Source organism: Streptomyces sp. NRRL F-525, assembly GCF_000716605.1.
GTDB lineage: Bacteria > Actinomycetota > Actinomycetes > Streptomycetales > Streptomycetaceae > Streptomyces.
This window is the reverse complement of the sequence record NZ_JNXE01000039.1, coordinates 39824-60910: the sequence shown is the minus strand read 5'-3', so window position 1 is coordinate 60910 and position 21087 is coordinate 39824. Positions and strand designations below refer to the sequence as shown.

Below are 21087 nucleotides of genomic sequence, written 5' to 3'. Positions count from 1 at the left end.
CCGTTCAGTTCGCCGCGAACCGCCGCACACCCGAGGGCGTCACCACCGCCCGCACCGGCCGGTCGTGCGCCTCCGCGGGCACCTTCCCGACGACCTCGGAGTCGTACAGCAGCACCACCAGCGCGGGATGCGCGCCCGCCCGCTCCAGCCGCGCCAGCACGCGGTCGTACGACCCCCCGCCGCGCCCCAGGCGCATCCCGCGCCCGTCGACCGCGAGGCCGGGCAGCAGGACGACGTCGGCGGCGGTCACGGCGTCCGGGCCGAGTCGCTCCCCGGAGGGCTCCAACAGGGCCATCTTTCCGCCGTGTCGGACCCGCGCGAGCGAGCCCTTGCCGTCGTAGGCGCCCCAGTCGAGGTCGTTGTCCGGGAGGAGCGCGGGGAGGAGGACGTCGACGTCCCGCGCGCGGAGTGCGTCCAGGAGCGCGAGCGTTCCGGGTTCGCTCCCGACGGAGACGTACGCCGCGACAGTGCGCGCGTGCGCCAACTCGGGCAGTTCCAGGGCGCGGTCGGCGAGCGCGACGCCGGCCTCCCGCACGTCATCGGCCGTCAACCTGTTCCTCACCGTGAGGAACTCTCGTCGCAACATTCGCTTGTCAGGCTCGGCTTGACGTCCTAGGTGCCGCACAGGTTCCACCCGTACCCTCCTAATGTGCTCATATGAGAGCGTTTTAACCGGAGCCACAGATTCTGCACAAAGGCACCGGATAAGGTTCGGGCATGACTCAGTCGCACCCCAGGATCAGCAAGGCTGTCATCCCCGCAGCCGGTCTCGGCACCAGGTTCCTGCCGGCCACGAAGGCAACTCCCAAGGAGATGCTGCCGGTCGTGGACAAGCCCGCGATCCAGTACGTGGTCGAAGAGGCCGCGTCGGCTGGGCTCGACGACGTCCTCATGATCACCGGACGCAACAAGCGTCCCCTGGAGGACCACTTCGACCGCAACTACGAGCTCGAATCCGCCCTCCAGAAGAAGGGTGACGCGAGCCGGCTCGCCAAGGTCCAGGAGTCCAGCGACCTCGCGACCATGCACTACGTCCGCCAGGGCGACCCCAAGGGCCTCGGCCACGCCGTCCTGTGCGCCGCCCCGCACGTCGGCCACGAGCCCTTCGCCGTCCTCCTCGGGGATGACCTGATCGACCCCCGTGACCCCCTGCTCGCGCGCATGGTCGAGGTCCAGGAGCAGCACGGCGGCAGCGTCGTCGCCCTCATGGAGGTCGCCCCCGAGCAGATCCACCTCTACGGCTGCGCTGCCGTGGAAGCCACCGCGGACGACGACGTCGTCAAGGTGACCGGCCTGGTCGAGAAGCCGGACGCGGCCGACGCCCCGTCGAACTACGCGATCATCGGCCGCTACGTCCTCGACCCCCACATCTTCGACATACTGCGCAAGACCGAGCCGGGCCGCGGCGGCGAGATCCAACTCACCGACGCCCTCCAGCAGTTGGCCACCGACGAGAAGGTCGGCGGCCCCGTGCACGGCGTGGTCTTCAAGGGCCGCCGCTATGACACCGGCGACCGGGGCGACTATCTGCGTGCCATTGTCAGACTCGCGTGCGAACGTGAAGACCTGGGGCCGGACTTCCGGGCCTGGCTTCGCAGTTACGTAGCCGAGGAGATGTAGCAACGTTGAGCACCGCCGCGACCCGCACCGCAGGGCCCGACCACCTCTGGACGGTGGACGAGCACCTGGAGGACATCCTCGCGACCGTCCGCCCCCTGGAACCCATCGAGCTGCAACTGCTCGACGCCCAGGGCTGCGTCCTGGTCGAGGACATCACGGTGCCGGTCTCGCTCCCGCCCTTCGATAACAGCTCGATGGACGGGTACGCGGTGCGGGTCACGGACGTCGCGGGCGCGAGCGAGGAGTTCCCGGCCGTCCTGACGGTGATCGGCGACGTCGCGGCGGGCCACGCCGAGCCGCTCCGCGTGGGCCCGGGGGAGACCGCCCGCATCATGACCGGCGCCCCGCTTCCGCCCGGCGCCGAGGCCGTCGTCCCCGTGGAGTGGACCGACGGAGGCCTCGGCGACGGCCCGGTCACCGGCATGCGGGCCCGCAGCCAGGCCCCCGAGGCCGCCACCGGGCACGTGCACGTGTACCGCTCGGCGGAGGCACGCGCGCACGTACGCGCGAAGGGCAGCGACGTGAAGGCGGGGGACCGCGCCCTGGACGCCGGCACCGTCCTCGGCCCGCCGCAGATCGCCCTGCTCGCCGCGATCGGCCGCGGCACGGTCCGCGTGCGCCCCCGCCCGCGCGTGGTCGTCATGTCCACCGGCAGCGAACTCGTCCAGCCCGACGAGCAGTTGGCCGACGGCCAGATCTACGACTCCAACAGCTTCGCCCTCACCGCCGCCGCCCGCGACGCCGGAGCCATCGCCTACCGGGTCGGCGCCGTCGCCGACGACGCCGAGACCCTCCGCGACACCATCGAGGACCAGCTCGTCCGCGCCGACCTCATGGTCACCACCGGCGGCGTGAGCGTCGGGGCGTACGACGTCGTCAAGGAGGCGCTGTCCTCCGTGGGCGACGAGGACGAGGAGGGCGCCGGGATCGACTTCCGCAAGCTCGCCATGCAGCCCGGCAAACCCCAGGGCTTCGGCTCCATCGGCCTCGACCACATCCCGCTGCTGGCCCTCCCCGGCAACCCGGTGTCGTCGTACGTCTCCTTCGAGCTGTTCGTCCGGCCCGCGATCCGCGCCCTGATGGGTCTGGAGGACGTCCACCGCCCCAGGACCCGGGCCACCCTCACCACGGACAAGGCGCTGACCTCCCCGAAGGGGCGCAGACAGTTCCTGCGCGGGACGTACGCCGACGGCGAGGTCACCCCCGTAGGGGGCGCCGGATCGCACCTGGTCGCGGCCCTCGCGCTCGCCGACGCGCTGATCGTCGTCCCCGAGGACGTCGAGTCCGTGGAACCCGGCACCGAGGTCGAAGTGGTCCTGCTCCGCTGAGTACTGCTGGTTGGCGGTACCGTGTCGCGCACAACACGCCCGGACCGGGAGCGCCACACAGCATGACTGAGCCTTTCCAGGGGGACACCCCTGGACCCCTTGCGCACGACCGACTGACGCACATCGACGACGCGGGCGCCGCCCGGATGGTCGACGTGTCCGGCAAGGACGTGACCGCGCGCACCGCCACCGCCAGCGGACGCGTCCTCGTCTCGCCCCGCGTGGTCGAACTGCTGCGCGGCGAGGGCGTCCCCAAGGGCGACGCCCTGGCCACCGCGCGCATCGCCGGGATCATGGGCGCCAAACGCACCCCGGACCTCATCCCGCTCTGCCACCCGTTGTCGGTGTCGGGTGTGAAACTGGATCTGTCGGTCGCGGACGACGCCGTACGGATCCGGGCCACCGTGAAGACGACGGACCGCACGGGCGTCGAGATGGAGGCGCTCACCGCGGTCTCCGTCGCCGCGCTCACCGTGATCGACATGGTCAAGGCGGTCGACAAGGGAGCGGTCATCACGGACGTGCGCGTGGAGGAGAAGACGGGCGGCAAGTCGGGCGACTGGAGCCGGACATGACGCCCGACGGCACCCTGCCCGCGCGGTACCGCGCCCTGGTGGTCACCGCCTCCAACCGCGCCGCCTCCGGCGTCTACGAGGACAAGGGCGGCCCCCTGATCGCCGACGGCCTGAAGGGCTTCGGCTTCGCGGTCGAAGGCCCGCGGGTGGTCCCCGACGGCGACCCGGTGGAGGCCGCGCTGCGGGCCGCCGTAGAAGCCGGTTACGACGCCGTCGTCACCACCGGCGGTACCGGCATCTCGCCCACCGACCGCACCCCCGAGGCGACCCGGGCGGTCATCGACTACGAGGTGCCGGGCATCGCCGAGGCCATTCGGGCGTACGGACGGGAGAAGGTGCCGACCGCGGCGCTCTCCCGGGGCCTGGCCGGAGTCGCCGGGCGCACACTGATCGTCAACCTGCCGGGGTCCACCGGCGGGGTGAGGGACGGCCTCGCCGTCCTGGAGCCCCTGCTGGCGCACGCCGTCGACCAGATCCGAGGCGGCGATCACACCAGACCCGCCGACACCAGTGGGGGTGCGAGCTGAACAGCCCATCCTGGCCTGCCGTGCTGGTGGACGGCGACATCGTCCTGAGGCCGATAAAACTGCGCGACCAGCGGGCCTGGCGCGAGGTCAACCGGCGCAACCGGGACTGGCTGCGCCCCTGGGAGGCGACGATTCCGCCGCCCACCCCCAGCGGGCCGATCGCGCACCGGCCGACGTACCGGCAGATGGTCCGGCATCTCCGCTCCGAGGCGAACTCGGGCCGGATGCTGCCGTTCGTCATCGAATACCAGGGGCGCCTGGTCGGGCAGTTGACGGTCGCCGGGATCACCTGGGGCTCCATGTGCTCGGGCCACATCGGCTACTGGGTGGACGAGTCGGTGGCCGGCCGCGGAGTGATGCCGACGTCCGTGGCGCTTGTCGTGGACCACTGTTTCCGTGCCGTGGGACTGCACCGCATCGAGGTCTGCATTCGCCCGGAGAACGGCCCCAGCCGCCGGGTCGTCGAGAAACTCGGATTCCGTGAGGAGGGGCTCAGGCCCCGTTATCTCCACATCGACGGCGCCTGGCGCGACCACCTCGTCTTCGCGCTCACCGCGGAAGAGGTGCCCGAGGGGTTGCTGGCCCGCTGGCAGCGGGCACGCTCCCGGAGCACCCCGCACGACAATCCCGCATAACCCGGAGGCGTGGAGGAGCGGGGGCGTGGGGGCGTGGAGGCGGGAAGTCCCGGACGTCCCGGAAATGGAATACGTGTTCGAAAGTGATCGACGGATGACCGTCTTCGGGCAATGAATTCGCCAACTCGGCGGCCTGTTGATCGCATCCATCACAAAAAAAGCTCGAAATATCAGCCAGATCGTGCGACACACCGGCTCAATTGGCAGATGGCCTCACGCAAACCCCTCTACCGTGTGAGGCGTGAGCAGCAGCGGCCTCATCTACGCAGTCATTGTCGGGGCCTGGGCCGCCTACTTGGTGCCGATGTGGCTCCGTAGGCAGGACGAGCTGAACGAGGCCCGTCCGACGGAACGCTTCAGCACCGCCATCCGGCTGCTGTCCGGACGGGCGGGAATGGAGCGCCGGTACGCCAAGGACCTGCGGGCGCGCTCCACCGAGGAGGAGGAGCCCAGCGCCGTCGTGCCGGACGCCGTCACCGACTCGGTGGACGTCCGGGCCTTCGCCATGCCCCCGGCCCGTCCCCAGGTACACGCGCCCGTCCGGCAGCAGAGCCAGGAACGGCCGGAAGCGGCGCGAGAACCGGAGCGTGGGGCGGTCCGTGAATCGGAGCGTGCTGCGGCACGGGAAACAGAGCGCGCGGCGGCGCGGGAGTCGGCGCGCGAACCCGAGCGCGAGCCGGTCCGTGAACCGGCGCGTGAGCAGGCGCACAAGTCGGCACCGCACCAAGCCTCCGTGCCGGTCCAGGCACCCAAGTCCGGACCCGCGCCCGCCTCCGCGCCTGCGTCTGCGCGCAAGCGCGTCCCGGTAGCGCGGCGTTCGCCCGCCGAGGAGGCCGCGGCGGCGCGCGCCCGGCGGGTGAAGGTGCTCGCGCGCCGCAGACGTACCACCGTGATGCTCTTCCTCGCCTTCACGCTCGGCGCGATCGTCGCGGCGGTCGGCGGGCTCGCCCTGCTCTGGGCGCCCGGCGTACCGGCGGTGCTCCTCAGCGGATACATCGCCTACCTGCGCACCCAGGAACGCCGCCGCTTCGCCTACCAGATGGACCGGCGCAGGGCCGAGGTCGCCGCGCAGCGACTGAGGGAGCGTCAGCCGCGCAGGCGCGCGTCCGTGGACGCCGGGATCGACGACGCCGAGGAGGGTCCGGAGCCGGAGACGGACCCCGGGCTGTCCGCGCTCGCCGCCGACCGCCGCGCCCTCGTCGAGCAGACCGACCACGCCGAGTGGGTCGACCAGCAGCGTGAGCGGCAGCGCCGGCCGGGCCAGGGCGACAGCTGGGACCCGGTACCGGTACCGCTGCCGACGTACGTCACCGCGCCGGTCGCGCCGCGCGCCACGTCCGACGTGGACCTCGGGGCGCCGGACGCGTGGAGCTCGGCCCGCTCCAGCTCCGTGGCGCCGGAGCAGGAGGCGCAGGGTGGGGGGCGGGACGAGCGCGGTGCCCGCGATGCCCAGGACACCCGGGATGCTCGGGATGCTCTGGACGAGGACGCGGAGGACCCGTCGGAGGACAGGTCGACGGTGGACGGCCGTACCGATGCCCGCCGCGCCGCCTCCGCCCGGCGCGCCCGCGAGCGGGGCCGTACGCCCCTGTTCGATCAGTACGAGGACGGCGAACGGCCCCGCGCGGCCAACGAGTGACCAGGCAAGGAACCGATTTCCAAGCACCCTGACGGGGATGCTAGAGTTTCACTCGTTGCAAGGGCCTGTGGCGCAGTCTGGTAGCGCACCTCGTTCGCATCGAGGGGGTCTGGGGTTCAAATCCCCACAGGTCCACCGCAGCTCAGAGCCCCAGTCGGAGTGATCCGGCTGGGGCTCTTTTGCGTCGTACAGCAGCGAAGTACAGCAACTACTTTGGATCTTGCTTCCCAAGGTGCTTGCCCAGCTTGCGAAGCGCCCGCCGTGTCGACTCCGAGGGCACGTGCGTGTAGACCTCCATCGTGACCGCGATCTTGCTGTGCCGGAGGATCTGCATCGCGACGCGAGGGTGCACGTCGAGCGCGGCCAGGAGCGAGCCGCACGTGTGCCGGGTGTCGTGCAGCCGGATACGGCGGACGCCCGCGCGGGACGAGCGATCGGTGAACCGGCGGTTGAAGTTGCGCGGTTCGAACGGCGTACCGTAGCGCGTGGTGAACACGAAGTCGGAGTCACTCCACAGTTCGCCGGCGGCTTGCTTCGCCAACTCCCTTTCCTGCCAGTGGAGTTGGAGCGCAGTCACGCAGATCTGCGGCAGCGGCAGCGTGGCCGTGGACGACTCGGTCTTGGTCTCGTCATGCACGAGGCGCCGGTTGATCCGCTGTAGCTGCATCTCCACCGTGACCTCCCCGGCGTCCAGGTTCACGCTCTTCCAGGTGAGGCCCAGCACTTCGCCCCGCCGGAAGCCCAGAACCAGGATGAGCACGTACGCCGCGTACAGCGAATCATGAGCAGCGCTGGCCGCTTCGAGGAACTGCCGAGCCTCTTCCACCGACCACGGATGGCGCTTCACCTTGCGCGCCGACCGCACCTTGACCAGGCCCGCAACGTTCTTCGAGATCAGCTCTTCCGTCATCGCGTTGGTCAGCGCCGACCGCAGAACGGCGCGCGCGTCCTGCACCGTACGGCGCGACGGGATGCGCTCGCAGCAGTCGCCGGCGGCACAGCAACGAGGCTTGTCCCGCTTCGCGTCGAGGCCCTGAGCGCAGCACTGGCACTGATCCAACAGGTCGTTGACCCAGCTCCGGACGTCCCGCACGGTGAGCTTGTCGAGCCGCTTCGAACCGAGTCCCGGCGCGATGTAGAGGCGGACGTGCATGGCGTAGGTCTCGGCCGTCTTGGGCTTCAGGTCAGGCTCCACGACCTCCCGGAGCCACCGCGCGAGGTACTGCGCCAGCGTCGGTGTGGAGGTGGCCACCGGCCCTTTCTGGGCCTCAGCGTGCAACTTGATCCACTTCTCGTGGACCTCTTCCCGGGTCTTGCCATAGACGTACTTCCGCTTGCGGTTGCCTTCGGGAGTGGTGACCCAGGCGTATGCGGCAAAGCTGTTCTTGTACGGGTAGATCGAGCCTTCGCCGTTGCCACGCTTGCCGCTCATGCCGACCACCTCTGCTCGGCTTCCTGGGCGAGACGTTCGACGTACTCATCCACCCATCGGGGCAGGATGCGGCGGTTGCGTCCGTCCTTGAGCGAATGGATCTCACCAGTCAGTACGAGCATCTTGGTCTTGGACAGGCCGTAGCCGAGCATCTCGGCGACTTCGGCCGTGGTGTACCACTTGCGCGTGATCACAGTCGCGGTCATGCTGCGGCTTCCTCCCATTTGAGTTGGTCTTGCAGGGCTTCGCGGGCGGTCTCGCGGTTCAGCTCGATGTCCCGGCGGATGTTGGCGGCGAGCCAGGACTCGCCGGGGGTGTAGCCGTGGCCGGCGTAGGTCCAGTGGGCGAGGGTGAGCGTGGTTGCCTCCGGGTGGTCGTCGGGGTCGGGCAGGCCGAGGGCTTCGCGGTGTTGGGCTGCGCGGTAGTCGGCACGGACCTGTCGCAGGGCGCCCAAGGTGGTCGAGTAGCTGCGGGACTTGGTGGAGAAGTGGCCGCGGAAGCCGAGCATGTGGGCCCAGTCGCGGAGCTTTCGGTCCGGGTAGAGCGCGTGCAGGTCGAGGCAGGCTTCGATCAGCCGGCTCGGGTGGTCGGGCACGCCGAGCAGCACGAGGGCTTCCTTGTTGCCAATCCGGCGGTCGACCGTGCCCGTGGTCTCGGCCGCTTTGGTGGCGTACTTGGCGACGTAGGAGGCGACCGCCTGTTCGGTGATCTCCTCGCCGTGGCCGAATGCGCCAATCGGCTGGACGTCGAGTTGCGTGCCCCAGCGCAGCGTGCGGGCCGGTTGGTCCCCGGCGGGGTCGACGTCGACCTGGACGCGGGCAGCGGCGGCCCGGATCGCGTTGTCGAGCAGGTCGAGGGTGGCCCAGGCCGGGGGTGGGCTGTCGGGTCCGTCCGGTCCGTCGAAGCGGATTACGGCGTGGAAGTGGACGGCTCCGCGCTTCTGGTATTCGGCGACCTTGCCGAAGGCCACGCGGGACTGAGCGTGTGCGTCCTTCTGGGTGAGGCCGGCGCGCTTGGCGATCTCGCGGCGGAGGTAGATCGTGAAGTAGCGCCACAGGTCGGAGGCGTGGTTGTTCCACAGCACCGCGCCCGCGTAGTCGTACGTCGCCGGGTCGAGCGGGGTGCCGAGTTCGGGCGCCTCCTCGCCGTGGCGTTGGCCGCAGCGGCAGGGCCGCTTGCCGGGGCGGTTGTGGACGGGGCCGAACGAGGGCGCCGTGAGGGTGGCGAAGACGCGGGGATGGTCGCGGATCGTGTGTGGGGTGCCCTTGGCGGGATCGCCGACGAGGCCGGCGCGGATGAGGTGGTAGGTGTCGCCGGCGTAGGTCCAGGCGCAGGCAGGGCAGCGCGAGGCACGGCGGTTGCCGCACGCGATCCGGAGCATGCCGCCGGGCTCGTGCTCGGTCGTGTAGGCGTAGAGCACGGTCTTGGTGGTCGGGTCGATGGTCTTGGTGGCGCCGGCGAGGCGGATCGGGTCGGAGCAGCCGCCCGTGCGGCGGATCTGGTCTTGCCAGCGGTCGAAGTGGGCCGAGCCGGCCACCCTCAGCACGTCGCTGAGGGTGGCCGGGTCGAGTCCCGCCAAGGTGGCGGTGTCAGTCACAGGCTCACCGACCCTTGCGGTGAGCGGGCCCGTGGTGGGCGGTGTAGTCCTCGACCAGGGCCGTGACGTCGGTGTCGCCGTTGGCGTGGTCCTCGGCACCGCAGCCGCCGCACACGTAGTCGCCCTGCGAGCTGCTGTAGCGGGTGCCGGCCTTGACGCGCAGGCCGGGGCTGTCCTCGGTCGGGGTGAGGTCAGCGGGAAGCTTGCGGAACATCGCGGTCACCGTCGCCACCCCCGCTTCTGCGGGGTGCTGGCCGAAGGTGCGGCCGGGGTGGTGGTGTTGCCCTTGGGCTTGGACGGCTCGGGGCGGGACTGGTCGAGCTTCGCGTGTGCCTTGGCGACGCTGCGGGCGCGGTCGGCGTTCGAGTCGAGCGGGTTGCCGGTGTCGCGGGGCAGTCGGTCACGGAAGATACCCATTACGCGGTCACCCACCGATCCGGACGAGGGCCGGCACGGCAGCGGTGTGGCCGGTGCCGTCGCAGGCGGGGCAGGTGACGCGGAGCAGGACGCGGGAGCCGTCGCGGGTGCGGGTGCCGGTGGTGATGCTGACGACGGGGAAGCCGTCGCAGTGGTGGCAGACCGGACGGTTCGGGAAACGAACAGGCATGATGAGTGGAGCCCTTTCAGGTCGGAAGATCGGGAAGTGGTCGAGCCGTCCGGGGCGGCACTGACTTGGCGGTTGAGGCCGCCCCGGAGGGTGCTACTTGTCCTTGCTGCTGCGGCTGATCGTGTAGCTGATCCCGCCGCTCGCGGAGATGACCGCGACCGCAGCCGCAGCGATGACCTGGACGACGAACGCGATCACCAGGAGCACGGCGATCGAGCCGGCGACGATGACCAGGGTCAGGACGATCGGGCCCGTGTAGGAGCGCGGGGCTTCCTGCACGATCACGACCTTGCGCAGGTCGGTGCCGGGCGGGATCTGCCGGTAGACGTCTGCCGGGATGTGTCCGGCGCGCCACTGGTCTTCGGGTAACTGCATCGGACCGTCCTCCCTGGTCAGGTGCACTTGTGGGTGCCGGCGGCGAGTTCGGCGGCGGAGCGGTCGCTGTGCTCGGTCGAGAAGCCGCAGTCCGGTGCGGTGCACGCGGCGGTGTGCTTGGTCTGGCCCCGGCCGTTGTTGAAGGAGCCGACCTTGACGGGGCCGATACGGATCACGTTGAAGAAGCGGTTCGGGCGGGACATGGATGAACCTCCTTAGGAATCAGGCGAGTTGGGCGACGATCGCGCCGGCGAGGTCTTCGGGAACGCCGAGCCGGGCGCGCAGGGTGGCGGTGTCGATCGCGCTACCGGTGCGGGTGCGGTGCTCGGTTGCGATCTTGCGGGCGTGATCGACCAGCGCCGGGGGCACGGCCAAGGCCGCCTTCGGCAGAGCAGGTGCGGGCTCCGGTGTAGCGATCTCCGGCGCCGGTACGGGGTCGGGCGTTTCGGGGCGGTCGATCACCGGCGCGGGCCGGGGCTCCGGTGCCGGGGCGGTGACCGACGGTGCGTGAGCAAGCAAGGTCCCGCCGAGAAAGGCGAGCGCGGGCCAGCCGGCGACGAGGATGCGCAGCCAGGCCGGAACGTGGTCGAGGTCGAGGAGTCCAGCGGTCGCGACATTCGCGCCGAGCGAGGCGGTCAGGGCGATCACGAACCAGGTCCAGGCCGCGCGGTCGCGGCGGGCGGTACGCAGTCGACGCCAAGCGGCGACCATCAGCAGGTCGACCGAGACCGGGTAAGCCCAGGCCTTCCAGCCGGACTGATGCGCTGCTTCCGCCAGGTCGTGCAGGTGCGCGAACGAGAGGGCACCGGCGATGACGGCTTGGATCAGGACTGCGTCCAGACGGACCGAGCGGACCATGAACGGCACCTCCCTTCAGGTGAGTTGGGCCAGAGGGCGGGCGGGGAGCGGTGTCCGGCCGCCCGGCCCCGGCGAGTTCAGTCGTCGGCGGGGATCTCGCCGGCACCCAGGCAGCCCAGGCAGATGCCCGTCTGCTGTCCGACCGCCCGACGCTTGCGGCCGACCAGGACCGTGCGGGAGACCTCACCGGTGCCCTTGCAGGGCGGACACGGCTTGACCTTGGGCTTCACGGTCTTGCGCGGAGCCATGAGCGTTCCCCTTCCGGATTTGGGCATGGCGCGGGTAGGGACTTGGCGCGAGGCGGTCACGCCGACCGTGGAACGAGGGGGGCTATCCGGTGACCGGCTAGGGCTGCACCAGCGGCGGCACGGCCGGCATCGGCGGGACGGAGAGCTGCCCGACCGGCCGGAACGGAGCCAGGAACGGCAGCTCCGGGGTGAGGTGGGCGAACTCGCGGCACACGGCCGCTGTCTCGCCGGGGGTCGTCTCCGGGGTGCGGATGCGGGACCAGCCGCCGGAGGTGTCGCCGGCCACCGCGACCCCGGGACGGTCCGGGGCGATCGCGGTCACGGCCATCACGGCATCCGGAGCGATGTCGCCCAGCCCCATGTCGGCCGTCTGCTTGTCATTGACACGGTGCACGACCCGGCCGGTGAGCTGAGCACGCAGCGCGGTCGCGCCCTTGCCCAGGTCGGAGCCGAAGCGCTGCCCGCACACCTCCAGGTAGACGCCGATCGCACGGGCCATCTGACCCAGCCGCACCAGGTTCATGACCGCGTGATCACGGGCCGCCTCATCCTTCTTCGAGGTCACGAAGAACAGCTCCGCGATCTCGTCGACCAGCACGACCAGCGGCACCGGCCGGACCTCGTCCGGCAGTTCCCACAGGTCCGAGACCCCGTACAGGGCAAGCAGATCGAAACGCTCCTCCATCTCCCCGACCAGCGCGTCAATCAGATCCCCGGCCGACTGAGGATCGGTGACCAACGCCGACAGGCGCGACGCATACCGGCCCAGTTCGACACCGCGCTTGCAGTCGATCCCGATCAGACCGACCGGCAACTGTGCCAGCCCCTTGATCAGGTTGCGCTGGTACATCGACTTCCCGGACTGGTTCGCGCCCAGCGTCAGGGCGTGAGGCACCTTGCGGTAGTCCCGCACGAACACGGTGCCGTCCTCCCGCAGGGCGACCGGAACGACCAGGTCACGCGGCTGAGCCTTGCGCGGCAGCTTGACCCGGCGCAGCACGTCCCACCCGGTCATCCGCAACTCCACATAGCCGGGCTTGGTCTCCCGCACGATCACCGACCGCACGCCCCACGCATGGCGCAGACGTTCGGAAGACGCGGCGAGATCGGCGGGCTCCAGGCCTGCCGGAAGCCGGAGAGTGACCCGCAGACCGGTCGAGGTACCCCGCACACGGCGGACCTTCGGCGGTACCGGCCGCACCTCGGCACGGGCCAGATTCCGCTTCACGAAGGCGCGGAAGCCGGACGGTTGCACCGTCAGCCCGCACACCTCCATCGTGTCCCGGTAGGTCCAGGTGAACCGGCCCCACGTGAGGGGCAGGCCCACCACCGACCAGTACACGCGCGGGGCCTTGTACTTGGCGTAGCCGAGGCCACCGGCGCCGGCCGCTATGGTCCCCGCCTCCAGCCAGGTCGCCAGGTCCGTCATGGTCAGGCCCCCGGCGTCACGGCGACAGCGCGGAACGAGATCCCGTGCCGCTTCTGCCCGTTGAACTCGTTCTCCCAGTCACGCGCCTTCAGCCCGACCACCCGCACCGGCGTACCCGGCATCAGGCCCTCGGGAATGCCCGTCTCGGGAATGGTGACCTGGTAGAGGTTGCCCTCCCCCTCGTCCGAGATCAGCAGACCCACCGTCGACAGGCCCGCACCGGTCTCCCGATCCATCGCCCGCTCCCCGGTCTGCTTGTTGGCGAGCTTCGGCGCCGGCGCGGTCGCCACGAACACCATGGCGGTCGAAACATCGATCTTGAAGGACGGCATACGTCACTCCTTGGTCGTGGCACGTTCCTACTGTGCCAACTGGCTTGAGCCACTTACTGGCTTAAGCCAGTTGAGCACACGCCGCCGCCAGGGTCAAGCAGGTGGCTTGAGCCAGTTGCTAGAGTGTGGTCATGACGTCCACCCGCCCGCCGACTCCGCAGCAGCCCAGCCGTCGCATCGCCGATGAACTCCGTCGTCAGATCGAGAGCGGAGACCTTCGCAGCGGCGACAAGTTGCCGTCAGAGCGGGCGTTGGCCGAGCAGTACGGTTCGGCCCGCAACACCGCGCGCGAGGCGATCCGTCTGCTTGCTGAGCAGGGGCTCGTCACGGCAAAGCACGGGAGCGGCGTGTTCGTGCGCGAGCCGCAGCGACTGTTCCGTTTCGGTAGTGATCGCTACTCGCTCAAGAACCGGGAAACGGGACTAACGCCGTTCCGGCTCGAAGCGAAGCGCCAAGGCAAGGTCGCGCGGATCGACGTCCCCTCGATCACCCGTGAGCAGCCGCCGGCGGACGTCGCGGAGCGCTTGAAGGTCTCTGCGGACGAGGAGAGCGTCGTACACCGTGAGAACCACTACTTCGCGGATGACGAACCGGTGCAGATCGTTTCGACGTACGTGCGATGGGACGAGGCTCAAGGCACTCTGCTGATGGAGGCGAAGACCGGCAAGGACGGCATCTACGGCCGCCTTGAAGATCTTGGCCACGTCATGACGCGCGTGCGGGATGAGATCAGCGCGAGGATGCCGACGCCGGAGGAGGCCGCCATCCTGAGCCTTCTGCCGGGAGTACCAGTCCTTGAGGTACTGCACACGAGCCTCGATCAAGACGGAGTGCCCTTCGAGGTGTCTCGCTACGTACATCGGGCGGACCAGACCGGATTGCTCTATGAACTACCCGTTGAGAGCTAGGAGTTGATAGTGAACGCTGCGGTCGTGCGCCCCTTCGAGAGCGCTGATCTGTCCGGAGCCGCTACGGCGTTGATCAAGGTCCATGAGACCGATGGGTACCCGGTCGAAGGAGTTGAGGACCCAGAGGCATGGGTCAGCTCAGACGATGTCCTCGCGGCATGGGTGGCCGAGATGGACGGGGCAGTCGTCGGACACGTAGCCGTCATGCGCCCACACGGCGAAGCCGCTGTCTCGATGTGGATCGAGCAGAGCGGCGACGACGAAGCTCATGTAGCCGTTCTGGGCCGGCTGTTCGTCGTTCAGGCCGCACGGCAGCACGCCACGGGCAGGCGCCTGACAGAGGCCGCGATGAGCTACGGCCGTCAGCATGATCTCCGCTTGGTGCTCGATGTCATGGCCAAGGATGCTCCCGCGATGCGCCTCTACGAACGGCTCGGCTGGCGCAAGATCGGCGAGACCACCCACCACTTTGGCGACGGAGAGAGCATCCCCGCCATCTGCTACGTCGCCCCGGGCGCCTGAGCTGTTACAGGTTTCTCTACCTCATCAAGCCCCGCCCGTTGGGCGGGGGAGGCTGGTCCCGCCCGCCACGGCCCGCAGCGTCCAACGAAGCCCTCAGCCGTCGCGCACCTTGAGATAACAGGACACGACAGCAACCGTAAGGTTCCTCAGCAATCCCACGCTTCACAGTCCCCTCAGGGCTTTCGCCTCAACCCCCTTGGGTCGCGGGCCCGCAGCGGCACGGGACAGGGGCGGGGGCTCTTGGCCCTTCGGCCATCCGGTCGCGCTGTCCCTATCGGCTTTCGACCGTCGCTGCGTTGATCACACACCCCCGGCCCGCACTGCGGGCCGGCGCGCGGCTCGGGGCTCGGGCCTTCGCTCCTGCCTTCGGCCCGCGCCGGCCCGGCCCCGGCCCCGCGCCACCTTCGATGCCCCGGGGTGATCACGCTTCACACTCCGATCCCGCCAAGGGCCGATGCACCGGACCGAGCCTGATTCCCACCCATGACCCACACCACCAGGCCCGACCTTGGGGGAAGACGGCATTGCCCACAGGTCCACTTGCATGATCCGGCACGGACCAACAGACGCTTTGACCCCACAAGCAGGTGCGCGACGGCTGAGGGCTTCGTTGGACGCTGCGGGCCGTGGCGGGAAGGACCGTGGCTGGCTGGGGAGGTCGCTCCGAGACTTTAAGGTCTGCTGACCTGCGGGGCCCCTCCGAGAGCAAGAAAGGGGGCCGAGTGCCTGCTTCGCACGGTGAGGATCAATGACCCTCTCCATTGGATCAAGTGTAATAGCCCCCTTTCATGCTCTCGCCCCACAGATCACCAGACCTCAAACTCTCTCCCCCGACCCGTGGGCGCGATCATCAAATGGGTGGTTTCACGTGAAACGTCGATTCGGATCAACTCTCTTGAATTCGGGGCGGGTTGGGATGGCTTCTGCGTGGTCGAAGTCGGTTCGGTGGTCAGCAGCACCCCACTCTGCCCGCTGCTTGATCCCTCACTTGATCCTCGTCAATTGCGCTCTCTCACACGCCCCTTGTGCTACTTCACTCCTTTTTAACCCGAAAGAACTCAGGGAAGGAGGAGGCTTGAAGGAGGCAATACATGTCAACATCAATGGCTGGCAATCTCGGCACAGGGTTCGCGACGAAGGCTGGGGAAGAGGCAGCCTCAGCGATCGCTGAGTGGATCAAGAAGCCGGAAAATCGGGCAGCCCTGAAGAACGGTGCGGCGACCGTGGGGGCGCCCCTTGCCATGGCCGGGAAGACAGCGGTGGCGCTCGTTGCGACGCCGGCAGGCGCACTGGTCGTAGGTGCCGTCGTCATATTGGCGATTGGAGCTGTGGTCATGATGGCGACCACTTCCTGAAGTTGCCCTCAGAGGTTGCCGTACAGCAGCGAAGTACAGCAACCGCGCCAACCTCAGGTGACCGCCCCGAGCGGTCAGCACCCTTCCGATCGGCCCGGAAGACCTCAGCGACCGTCCCGCCCGTAGTTCGCATCGAGGGGGTCTGGGGTTCAAATCCCCACAGGTCCACCGCAATGGCTGTCCTTGGGTTCGCTCAGGGGTAGTTGACGAAATCCCACCCGATCAGTGATCGGGTGGGATTTCGTCGTTTCTGGGGTCGGTTCGAGGCCATCGAGGTCGCCGGGGCGGACGGTGAGCGTTGGCCGCAGTCGTTCGGCTGTGGGATGGGGATGGGCGGTTTGGCTGCGGTGTGAGCGGCGGTGCCTCGGCGGTTGGTGCGGTCCAGGTCCACTGTGACCGGTCGCGACGCGGTTGGAGGGGCACGGAGTCGAAACGAGGGCAGGTCGCCGAAGGCGATGGCCCCAGCCGCGGGGCGGTGCCGCTGACGCCAGGGCTGCGCCACGGTCGCCTGGAAGCAGACTATCGACCCGTGCGAGCAGGAAGAGGCTGCGGCTCGTGGCCTCCGTCCCGGACGATCCCACCCGCACCGCCATTGCCCGGGTGCTCACCAACGCTGACCTCCTGATCGAATGCCACGACGACTTCTCGGTCACAGGTCCGTCAAGGGTCTCGCAGACCTCAGGCACTTCAAGGACGTCAAGGAAGTAATCGAAGCCGCATGACCCGGGAAGATCGGCAAACTCGGGGGGGCTTCAAGGATGGGAAGCCGCTCACGCGGGACGAGATGCGGAAAGTGGCGGCCTGATGAAAGAGTTCGGATTCAAGCGATACCACGCCAAGTAAGTCCAGGCGGAAGGCAGTTCAATGAATGAGATCTACGAGTCCGAGCTCGACTACCTGGTGCGATACGGAGACACGTCCGCTGTCTACTTCACCATTCTCTGGGACGCCGCCGAGACGGTGGCCGGGGACGGGAGCCCGGTTTCTGACGTGCAGGAAGCAGTCGTCGGGCTTGTTGGCGGCATGCTTGATCGCGGTATCCGGGTCGGCGACGTCAGCCCTCGTGAGGGGGAGGAAGTAATTCCCTGGGATCTCTCTCGTGAAGAGGTTCTCCACCGCATCGAGCGGGAGATGCAGATGCACGACGACCCGTCTGACTACATCAACATCTGTTGGTTCTCGACGCGGTGACACCCGCCCCGCGGAACAGTCGAAAATGGGAACTACTGGGAATGGCTTCCCTGAATCAGTGCCTGAGCGCGAGCGCCATCCATCCACGCTGGTTCACCGGCAACAACCTGGGTGACGTCACACCCAACGACTCACGCAAATCTTGAGATCTATCCGGAATTCGGAACCGTGGAAAGCCCATCACTCAGAGCCAGGCTCGGGTCGGGGCGGGTCGGATTCAGTCCGCTGGGAGTCCGAACCACCGTAGATGGACGGGGCGGGCCCCGGGTGATGCGTCTTCCGGGCCGTGGGCGAAGCGGGCCAGCAGGTCCAGGTAGGCGTCGTGGAAGGCGTCGAGTTCTTCCGCGGTGAGATGGCTGAGGCTCCGTGAGCCTCGCATCCAGCCCTTCGAGTTCGCCTGTTCCTCCATGAAGCGGCGGGCGAGTTCGACGTCCTCTTCCATCCTCATCCGGTCGAGCGTGCTCGCTACGGCACGTTCGCCGTCCGTCATCTCGTCCTGTGCGGGCCTGCGCACGTCCAGCCCGCGGACCGCTTGCCACCAGCGCTCGCGTCCGCCGGGACGGTCCGGGGCGTCCTCGATGAACCCGCCCTGCTCCAGCCGGCGCAGGTGGTAGCTGAGGGTGCCGGTGTTCTCGCCGAGGGCGGCGGCGAGGGTCGTCGAGGTCGCCGGTCCGTGGACGCCGAGGTGCCGCAGGATCCGCAGGCGCAGGGGATGGGCGAGTGCCTTCAAGGCGGCCGGGTCGCTGACCGTGCGGCGGGCGTCACCTGATTCGGGGGCCGGTTCCGGCTCGGAGTTCGGCTTGGGGGGCTCCTGCGATTCGCTCACGGCGGTAGCCTACAGCCGATCATCTGCAGACTTTTCTCTGCAGATCTTCCCATGCAGAGAAAAGTCTGCAATCCTGGCAGGAGACAGCCGCTCCTTCAAGCCCCTTCAACTCGATCCACTTGATCCACTCGACGCTGCATTCGGAGGTCGCCATGCTTCGTGTCCCTCGCACAGCCCGCCTCGTTCGACGTCTTGTCGTGTCGCTGGCCGCTCTGGCTCTGGGGGCGGGCGTCGCGGCGGGGCCGGCCCATGCGGCTGGGGCTACGGCCGTTGCGCGGGGCGCCGACTTCGGCGCGTGTCCGGCTCTCTCCGCGCTTCCCGAAGGCGCCGATCCCGCGGCCTGGCGCTGCGAAGCGATGACTGCCGTCGGGCATCTGACCCTCGGGCGCATAGATCAGTCGCTCGGCAGGGCGGCCATGGCGATCACCTTCGCGGAGGGCACCGTGAACGGTGAGTTCCGCCAGGTCTTCGGCGGGATGACGGCTGTTCCTGTGCGGGTGCGGGGCGCGTCGCTGGCGATCACGCCCCGGTACGCGGGCTACTTCGACTTCCAGTCGAACGACGAGCGGCGCGGAGAGCTGGACCTGACGTTCCGGCTCTCGGGGCCCGCCGTGCCGTCAGGGTGCTCCATCGGTACCGACGCGGATCCGATACGGCTGGTGCTCAAGGAGACCGAGGCGTCGACCGTCGTGTCGCAGGAGCCGTTGGTCGTTGCCTTCGGGGTGGCGGACAACCGGTTTGCGGCGCCCGGGACTTCGGGCTGTGGTCGGCTGGGGCCGGTGCTCGACAGGGTGCTCCGGCTGCCGTCCCCGGCCGGGGGGAACAGCCTCGGTCTGGACGCCCGGGTGTCCTTCCGCTCCTACGGTTCTACGGCCGAGATATCCCGGTGAGCTGCTCCGCGGGCCACGGGCACTGATCGACCCCGCCGAGGGAGGTGCAAGATCTCACAGCGCCTTCGCGAAGCACCGGCTCTCATCGTGGAAGCGGTAGTAGCCGAACTTCACGCAGGGCTCGTAGCCGCTGGACGTGTAGAGGGTGATGGCCTCCGGCTGCTTGGTGCCGGTCTCCAGGACCATGCGGGTGCGGCCGGCCGTGCGGGCGTCGTCCTCCAGGGCGGCCAGCATGCGGCGGGCGAGGCCCAGGCCGCGGGACTGTTCGATCACGTACATGCGCTTGAGTTCGGCGTCGCCGTCCTCGTTGCCCTCGCCGTTGGCGTCCTGGGCGCGCCAGCCGCCGGTGGCGACGGGGTCGTCGTGCTCGTCGTAGGCGATGAGGTACACGCCGTTCGGTGGGGTGAAGTCCGACGGGTCCAGGACCGTGGCGTCGCCGCCGTCGCCGTAGCGGTCGTGGTACTCCGCCTGGACCTGGTCGTTCAGCTTGACGGCGTCGGGGTGGTCGAACGGGACGGGGCGTATATTCATGCCGAGTATCGTACTTCTATGCGTAGGGAGGGTCTGCGAAGGTCTGGGTGGGGGAATCCGGACCCCGTCCAGTGTGCCGGTATTGTGCCCGGGTGCTGACTGTGACCTCTGTCAATGTGAACGGACTGCGAGCCGCCGCGAAGAAGGGCTTCGTGGAGTGGCTCGCGGAGACCTCCGCCGATGTGCTCTGCCTGCAGGAGGTGCGAGCCGAGCCGCAGCAGCTGCCGGAGCACGTCCGTACCCCCGAGGGCTGGCACGTCGTGCACGCCCCGGCCGCCGCCAAGGGCCGTGCGGGCGTCTCCCTCTACACCCGCCGCGAGCCGGACCGGGTTCAAGTCGGCTTCGGGTCGGCCGAGTTCGACGGGAGTGGTCGTTACGTCGAGGTCGACCTCCCCGGTGTCACGGTCGCCAGCCTCTATCTGCCCTCCGGTGAGGTCGGCACCGAGCGGCAGGACGAGAAGGTGCGCTTCATGGGCGAGTTCCTCGTCCATCTGAAGGGGCTGCGTGACCGGGCCGCCGCGGATGGACGCGAGGTCGTCGTCTGCGGTGACTGGAACATCGCCCACCAGCCCGCCGACCTCAAGAACTGGCGTGCCAACCAGAAGAGTTCCGGCTTCCTGCCCGAGGAGAGGGCATGGCTCAGCCAGGTCTTCGACGGGGAGGACGGGGCGTATGTCGATGTCGTGCGCGGCCTGCATCCGGATGTCGAGGGGCCGTACTCCTGGTGGTCCTACCGCGGGCGGGCGTTCGACAACGACAGCGGATGGCGCATCGACTATCACGTCTCGACGCCCGGCCTCGCCGCCAAGGCGGTCAAGGGATACGTGGAGCGCGCGGCCACGCACGACGAGCGCTGGTCGGACCACGCACCGGTGACGGTGGTCTACGACCTCTGATCGCGCTGCTGCAGCCGCCGGTCCATCGCCATCGACAGTTCCGCCTCTACGACGCTCTTCGCCAGCGGGCGCAGTCGTTGCAGGTCCTCTGCCGTGCGGCCCTCGGAGACGACCAGGTCGGTGAAGAGTTCGGCCAGGGCGTCCGTGTGTGCGCGGACGCGGCGGCCGGCGCTGAGGACGTCGGCGAGGGGGATGCCCTCGCGGACCAGGGCGGCCGTGACGTCGAGGAGGCGGCGGCTGATGTGGACGATCTCGCCGCCGTCGGTGCCGAGGTAGCCGAGTTCGAGCGAGGCGGCGAAGTTCTCCGGGGTCGCCTGGTCGCCGAAGTAGTCGGCGAGGGCCTCCGGGGTGAGCCGGACCGGGGTCTCCTCGGTGGGGGCGCCGAGGCCGAGCAACTCGCCCACGTTGCGGCCGTGGTCGAAGGCCTCGGCGAGTTCCGCGATGCCGTTGAGGGTGTGGCCGCGCTCCAGCAGCGCCGAGATGGTGCGCAGGCGGGCCAGGTGCGTCTCGTCGTACCAGGCGATACGGCCCTCCCGGCGCGGCGGGTGGATGAGTTTGCGCTCGCGGTAGAAGCGCAGGGTGCGCACCGTGATGCCGGCCTCCTCGGCCAGTTCCTCCATGCGGTACTCGCGCTTCTCCGCCGGTTCCGCCTTCTCCGCCTTCTCCGCCACGCCCGCACCCTACGTCGTACCCCGGGTAACTTTCGTCGTCCCGACCCCTACCCATGAGTACGAAGCTGCCCTACGCTCCGATTGCGCCAGTGTTC

Annotated in this window: 28 protein-coding genes and 1 tRNA gene; 13 read left to right on the top strand and 16 right to left on the bottom strand. The window is 69.0% G+C overall.

All coding sequences use genetic code 11. The features are described from left to right. Positions 1-4: 4 nt before the first annotated feature. Positions 5-586 carry a 5-formyltetrahydrofolate cyclo-ligase gene (locus OO69_RS38960; RefSeq protein WP_420707945.1) on the bottom strand — a complete coding sequence of 194 codons (582 nt, stop codon included), beginning with the start codon at positions 584-586 and terminating at the stop codon, positions 5-7. Positions 587-717: 131 nt separating this feature from the next. Between OO69_RS38960 and galU the strand changes: the two genes are divergently transcribed. The 7 genes from galU (at position 718) to OO69_RS38925 (ending at position 6459) form a co-directional block, all read left to right on the top strand. Further along, positions 718-1620, top strand: a complete 903-nt coding sequence (gene galU / locus OO69_RS38955) for a UTP--glucose-1-phosphate uridylyltransferase GalU (RefSeq protein WP_033285666.1) — start codon at positions 718-720, stop codon at positions 1618-1620. A 5-nt stretch (positions 1621-1625) separates the two neighbouring features. Continuing rightward, a complete protein-coding gene (gene glp / locus OO69_RS38950; RefSeq protein ID WP_033285665.1) occupies positions 1626-2948 on the top strand; it encodes a gephyrin-like molybdotransferase Glp in 1323 nt (440 codons plus the stop codon). Positions 2949-3010: 62 nt separating this feature from the next. Further along, positions 3011-3523, top strand: coding sequence for a cyclic pyranopterin monophosphate synthase MoaC (gene moaC, locus OO69_RS38945; RefSeq protein WP_033285664.1), 513 nt, complete (start codon positions 3011-3013; stop codon positions 3521-3523). After that, the gene (locus OO69_RS38940) at positions 3520-4050 is read left to right on the top strand and encodes a MogA/MoaB family molybdenum cofactor biosynthesis protein (RefSeq protein ID WP_033285663.1); all 531 of its coding nucleotides are present in this window, start codon (positions 3520-3522) and stop codon (positions 4048-4050) included. The genes moaC and OO69_RS38940 overlap by 4 nt, the downstream gene beginning before the upstream one ends. A 20-nt stretch (positions 4051-4070) precedes the next feature. Further along, a complete protein-coding gene (locus OO69_RS38935; RefSeq protein ID WP_033285662.1) occupies positions 4071-4685 on the top strand; it encodes a GNAT family N-acetyltransferase in 615 nt (204 codons plus the stop codon). Positions 4686-4926: 241 nt separating this feature from the next. Beyond that, on the top strand, positions 4927-6324 hold the full coding sequence (glpR, locus tag OO69_RS38930; RefSeq protein WP_033285661.1) for a gephyrin-like molybdotransferase receptor GlpR: 1398 nt from the start codon (positions 4927-4929) through the stop codon (positions 6322-6324). 61 nt (positions 6325-6385) lie between these two features. Then, positions 6386-6459: transfer RNA gene (locus tag OO69_RS38925), tRNA-Ala, on the top strand. 73 nt (positions 6460-6532) lie between these two features. On the opposite strand, the gene OO69_RS38920 is transcribed toward OO69_RS38925, so the two are convergent. The 12 genes from OO69_RS38920 to OO69_RS38870 form a co-directional block, all read right to left on the bottom strand. After that, entirely contained in the window at positions 6533-7756 is a 1224-nt protein-coding gene (locus OO69_RS38920) for a site-specific integrase (protein WP_033285704.1), read from the bottom strand. Next, positions 7753-7962 carry a helix-turn-helix domain-containing protein gene (locus OO69_RS38915; protein WP_033285660.1) on the bottom strand — a complete coding sequence of 70 codons (210 nt, stop codon included), beginning with the start codon at positions 7960-7962 and terminating at the stop codon, positions 7753-7755. The genes OO69_RS38920 and OO69_RS38915 overlap by 4 nt, the downstream gene beginning before the upstream one ends. Then, positions 7959-9353, bottom strand: a complete 1395-nt coding sequence (gene repSA, locus OO69_RS38910; RefSeq protein WP_033285659.1) for a replication initiator protein RepSA — start codon at positions 9351-9353, stop codon at positions 7959-7961. The genes OO69_RS38915 and repSA overlap by 4 nt, the downstream gene beginning before the upstream one ends. Before the next feature lie 4 nt (positions 9354-9357). Further along, positions 9358-9567 (bottom strand): hypothetical protein, encoded by a 210-nt coding sequence (locus tag OO69_RS38905; protein WP_033285703.1) that lies wholly within the window; start codon positions 9565-9567, stop codon positions 9358-9360. Positions 9568-9572: 5 nt separating this feature from the next. Beyond that, the gene (locus tag OO69_RS38900) at positions 9573-9770 is read right to left on the bottom strand and encodes a hypothetical protein (RefSeq protein ID WP_033285658.1); all 198 of its coding nucleotides are present in this window, start codon (positions 9768-9770) and stop codon (positions 9573-9575) included. A gap of 7 nt (positions 9771-9777) precedes the next feature. Then, positions 9778-9960: a hypothetical protein gene (locus tag OO69_RS38895; protein ID WP_033285657.1), complete on the bottom strand. Its 183-nt coding sequence runs from the start codon at positions 9958-9960 to the stop codon at positions 9778-9780. A gap of 93 nt (positions 9961-10053) precedes the next feature. Further along, positions 10054-10335 (bottom strand): hypothetical protein, encoded by a 282-nt coding sequence (locus OO69_RS38890; protein ID WP_033285656.1) that lies wholly within the window; start codon positions 10333-10335, stop codon positions 10054-10056. Between the two features lie 17 nt (positions 10336-10352). Continuing rightward, on the bottom strand, positions 10353-10538 hold the full coding sequence (locus OO69_RS38885) for a mobile element transfer protein (RefSeq protein WP_033285655.1): 186 nt from the start codon (positions 10536-10538) through the stop codon (positions 10353-10355). A gap of 19 nt (positions 10539-10557) precedes the next feature. Further along, complete coding sequence (locus tag OO69_RS38880) at positions 10558-11193, bottom strand: DUF2637 domain-containing protein (protein WP_033285654.1); 636 nt, start codon at positions 11191-11193, stop codon at positions 10558-10560. 77 nt (positions 11194-11270) lie between these two features. Then, a complete protein-coding gene (locus OO69_RS52655) occupies positions 11271-11441 on the bottom strand; it encodes a hypothetical protein (protein WP_199811113.1) in 171 nt (56 codons plus the stop codon). Between the two features lie 97 nt (positions 11442-11538). After that, complete coding sequence (locus OO69_RS38875) at positions 11539-12870, bottom strand: FtsK/SpoIIIE domain-containing protein (protein WP_033285653.1); 1332 nt, start codon at positions 12868-12870, stop codon at positions 11539-11541. A 2-nt stretch (positions 12871-12872) separates the two neighbouring features. Next, positions 12873-13202, bottom strand: coding sequence for a hypothetical protein (locus OO69_RS38870; protein ID WP_033285652.1), 330 nt, complete (start codon positions 13200-13202; stop codon positions 12873-12875). A gap of 131 nt (positions 13203-13333) precedes the next feature. Between OO69_RS38870 and OO69_RS38865 the strand changes: the two genes are divergently transcribed. The 4 genes from OO69_RS38865 (at position 13334) to OO69_RS38855 (ending at position 17178) form a co-directional block, all read left to right on the top strand. After that, positions 13334-14110, top strand: coding sequence for a GntR family transcriptional regulator (locus OO69_RS38865; RefSeq protein ID WP_033285702.1), 777 nt, complete (start codon positions 13334-13336; stop codon positions 14108-14110). A gap of 9 nt (positions 14111-14119) precedes the next feature. Then, complete coding sequence (locus OO69_RS38860; RefSeq protein WP_033285651.1) at positions 14120-14632, top strand: GNAT family N-acetyltransferase; 513 nt, start codon at positions 14120-14122, stop codon at positions 14630-14632. Between the two features lie 1091 nt (positions 14633-15723). Beyond that, positions 15724-15987 carry a hypothetical protein gene (locus tag OO69_RS52185; RefSeq protein WP_158713475.1) on the top strand — a complete coding sequence of 88 codons (264 nt, stop codon included), beginning with the start codon at positions 15724-15726 and terminating at the stop codon, positions 15985-15987. Positions 15988-16851: 864 nt separating this feature from the next. After that, positions 16852-17178 (top strand): hypothetical protein, encoded by a 327-nt coding sequence (locus OO69_RS38855; RefSeq protein WP_033285650.1) that lies wholly within the window; start codon positions 16852-16854, stop codon positions 17176-17178. A gap of 217 nt (positions 17179-17395) precedes the next feature. On the opposite strand, the gene OO69_RS38850 is transcribed toward OO69_RS38855, so the two are convergent. Beyond that, positions 17396-18004, bottom strand: a complete 609-nt coding sequence (locus tag OO69_RS38850) for an ArsR/SmtB family transcription factor (RefSeq protein WP_078652763.1) — start codon at positions 18002-18004, stop codon at positions 17396-17398. Positions 18005-18201: 197 nt separating this feature from the next. Between OO69_RS38850 and OO69_RS38845 the strand changes: the two genes are divergently transcribed. Then, positions 18202-18894: a hypothetical protein gene (locus OO69_RS38845; protein WP_234444647.1), complete on the top strand. Its 693-nt coding sequence runs from the start codon at positions 18202-18204 to the stop codon at positions 18892-18894. Between the two features lie 54 nt (positions 18895-18948). Here OO69_RS38845 and OO69_RS38840 read toward each other — a convergent pair whose 3' ends face one another. Further along, entirely contained in the window at positions 18949-19425 is a 477-nt protein-coding gene (locus OO69_RS38840; RefSeq protein WP_033285648.1) for a GNAT family N-acetyltransferase, read from the bottom strand. A 92-nt stretch (positions 19426-19517) separates the two neighbouring features. Between OO69_RS38840 and OO69_RS38835 the strand changes: the two genes are divergently transcribed. Further along, positions 19518-20321, top strand: a complete 804-nt coding sequence (locus OO69_RS38835) for an exodeoxyribonuclease III (protein WP_033285647.1) — start codon at positions 19518-19520, stop codon at positions 20319-20321. Here the strand turns inward: OO69_RS38835 and OO69_RS38830 are convergent. Beyond that, positions 20309-20941 carry a MerR family transcriptional regulator gene (locus OO69_RS38830; RefSeq protein WP_033285700.1) on the bottom strand — a complete coding sequence of 211 codons (633 nt, stop codon included), beginning with the start codon at positions 20939-20941 and terminating at the stop codon, positions 20309-20311. The two genes, OO69_RS38835 and OO69_RS38830, sit on opposite strands and share 13 nt — an antisense overlap. Between the last annotated feature and the right edge of the window lie 146 nt (positions 20942-21087).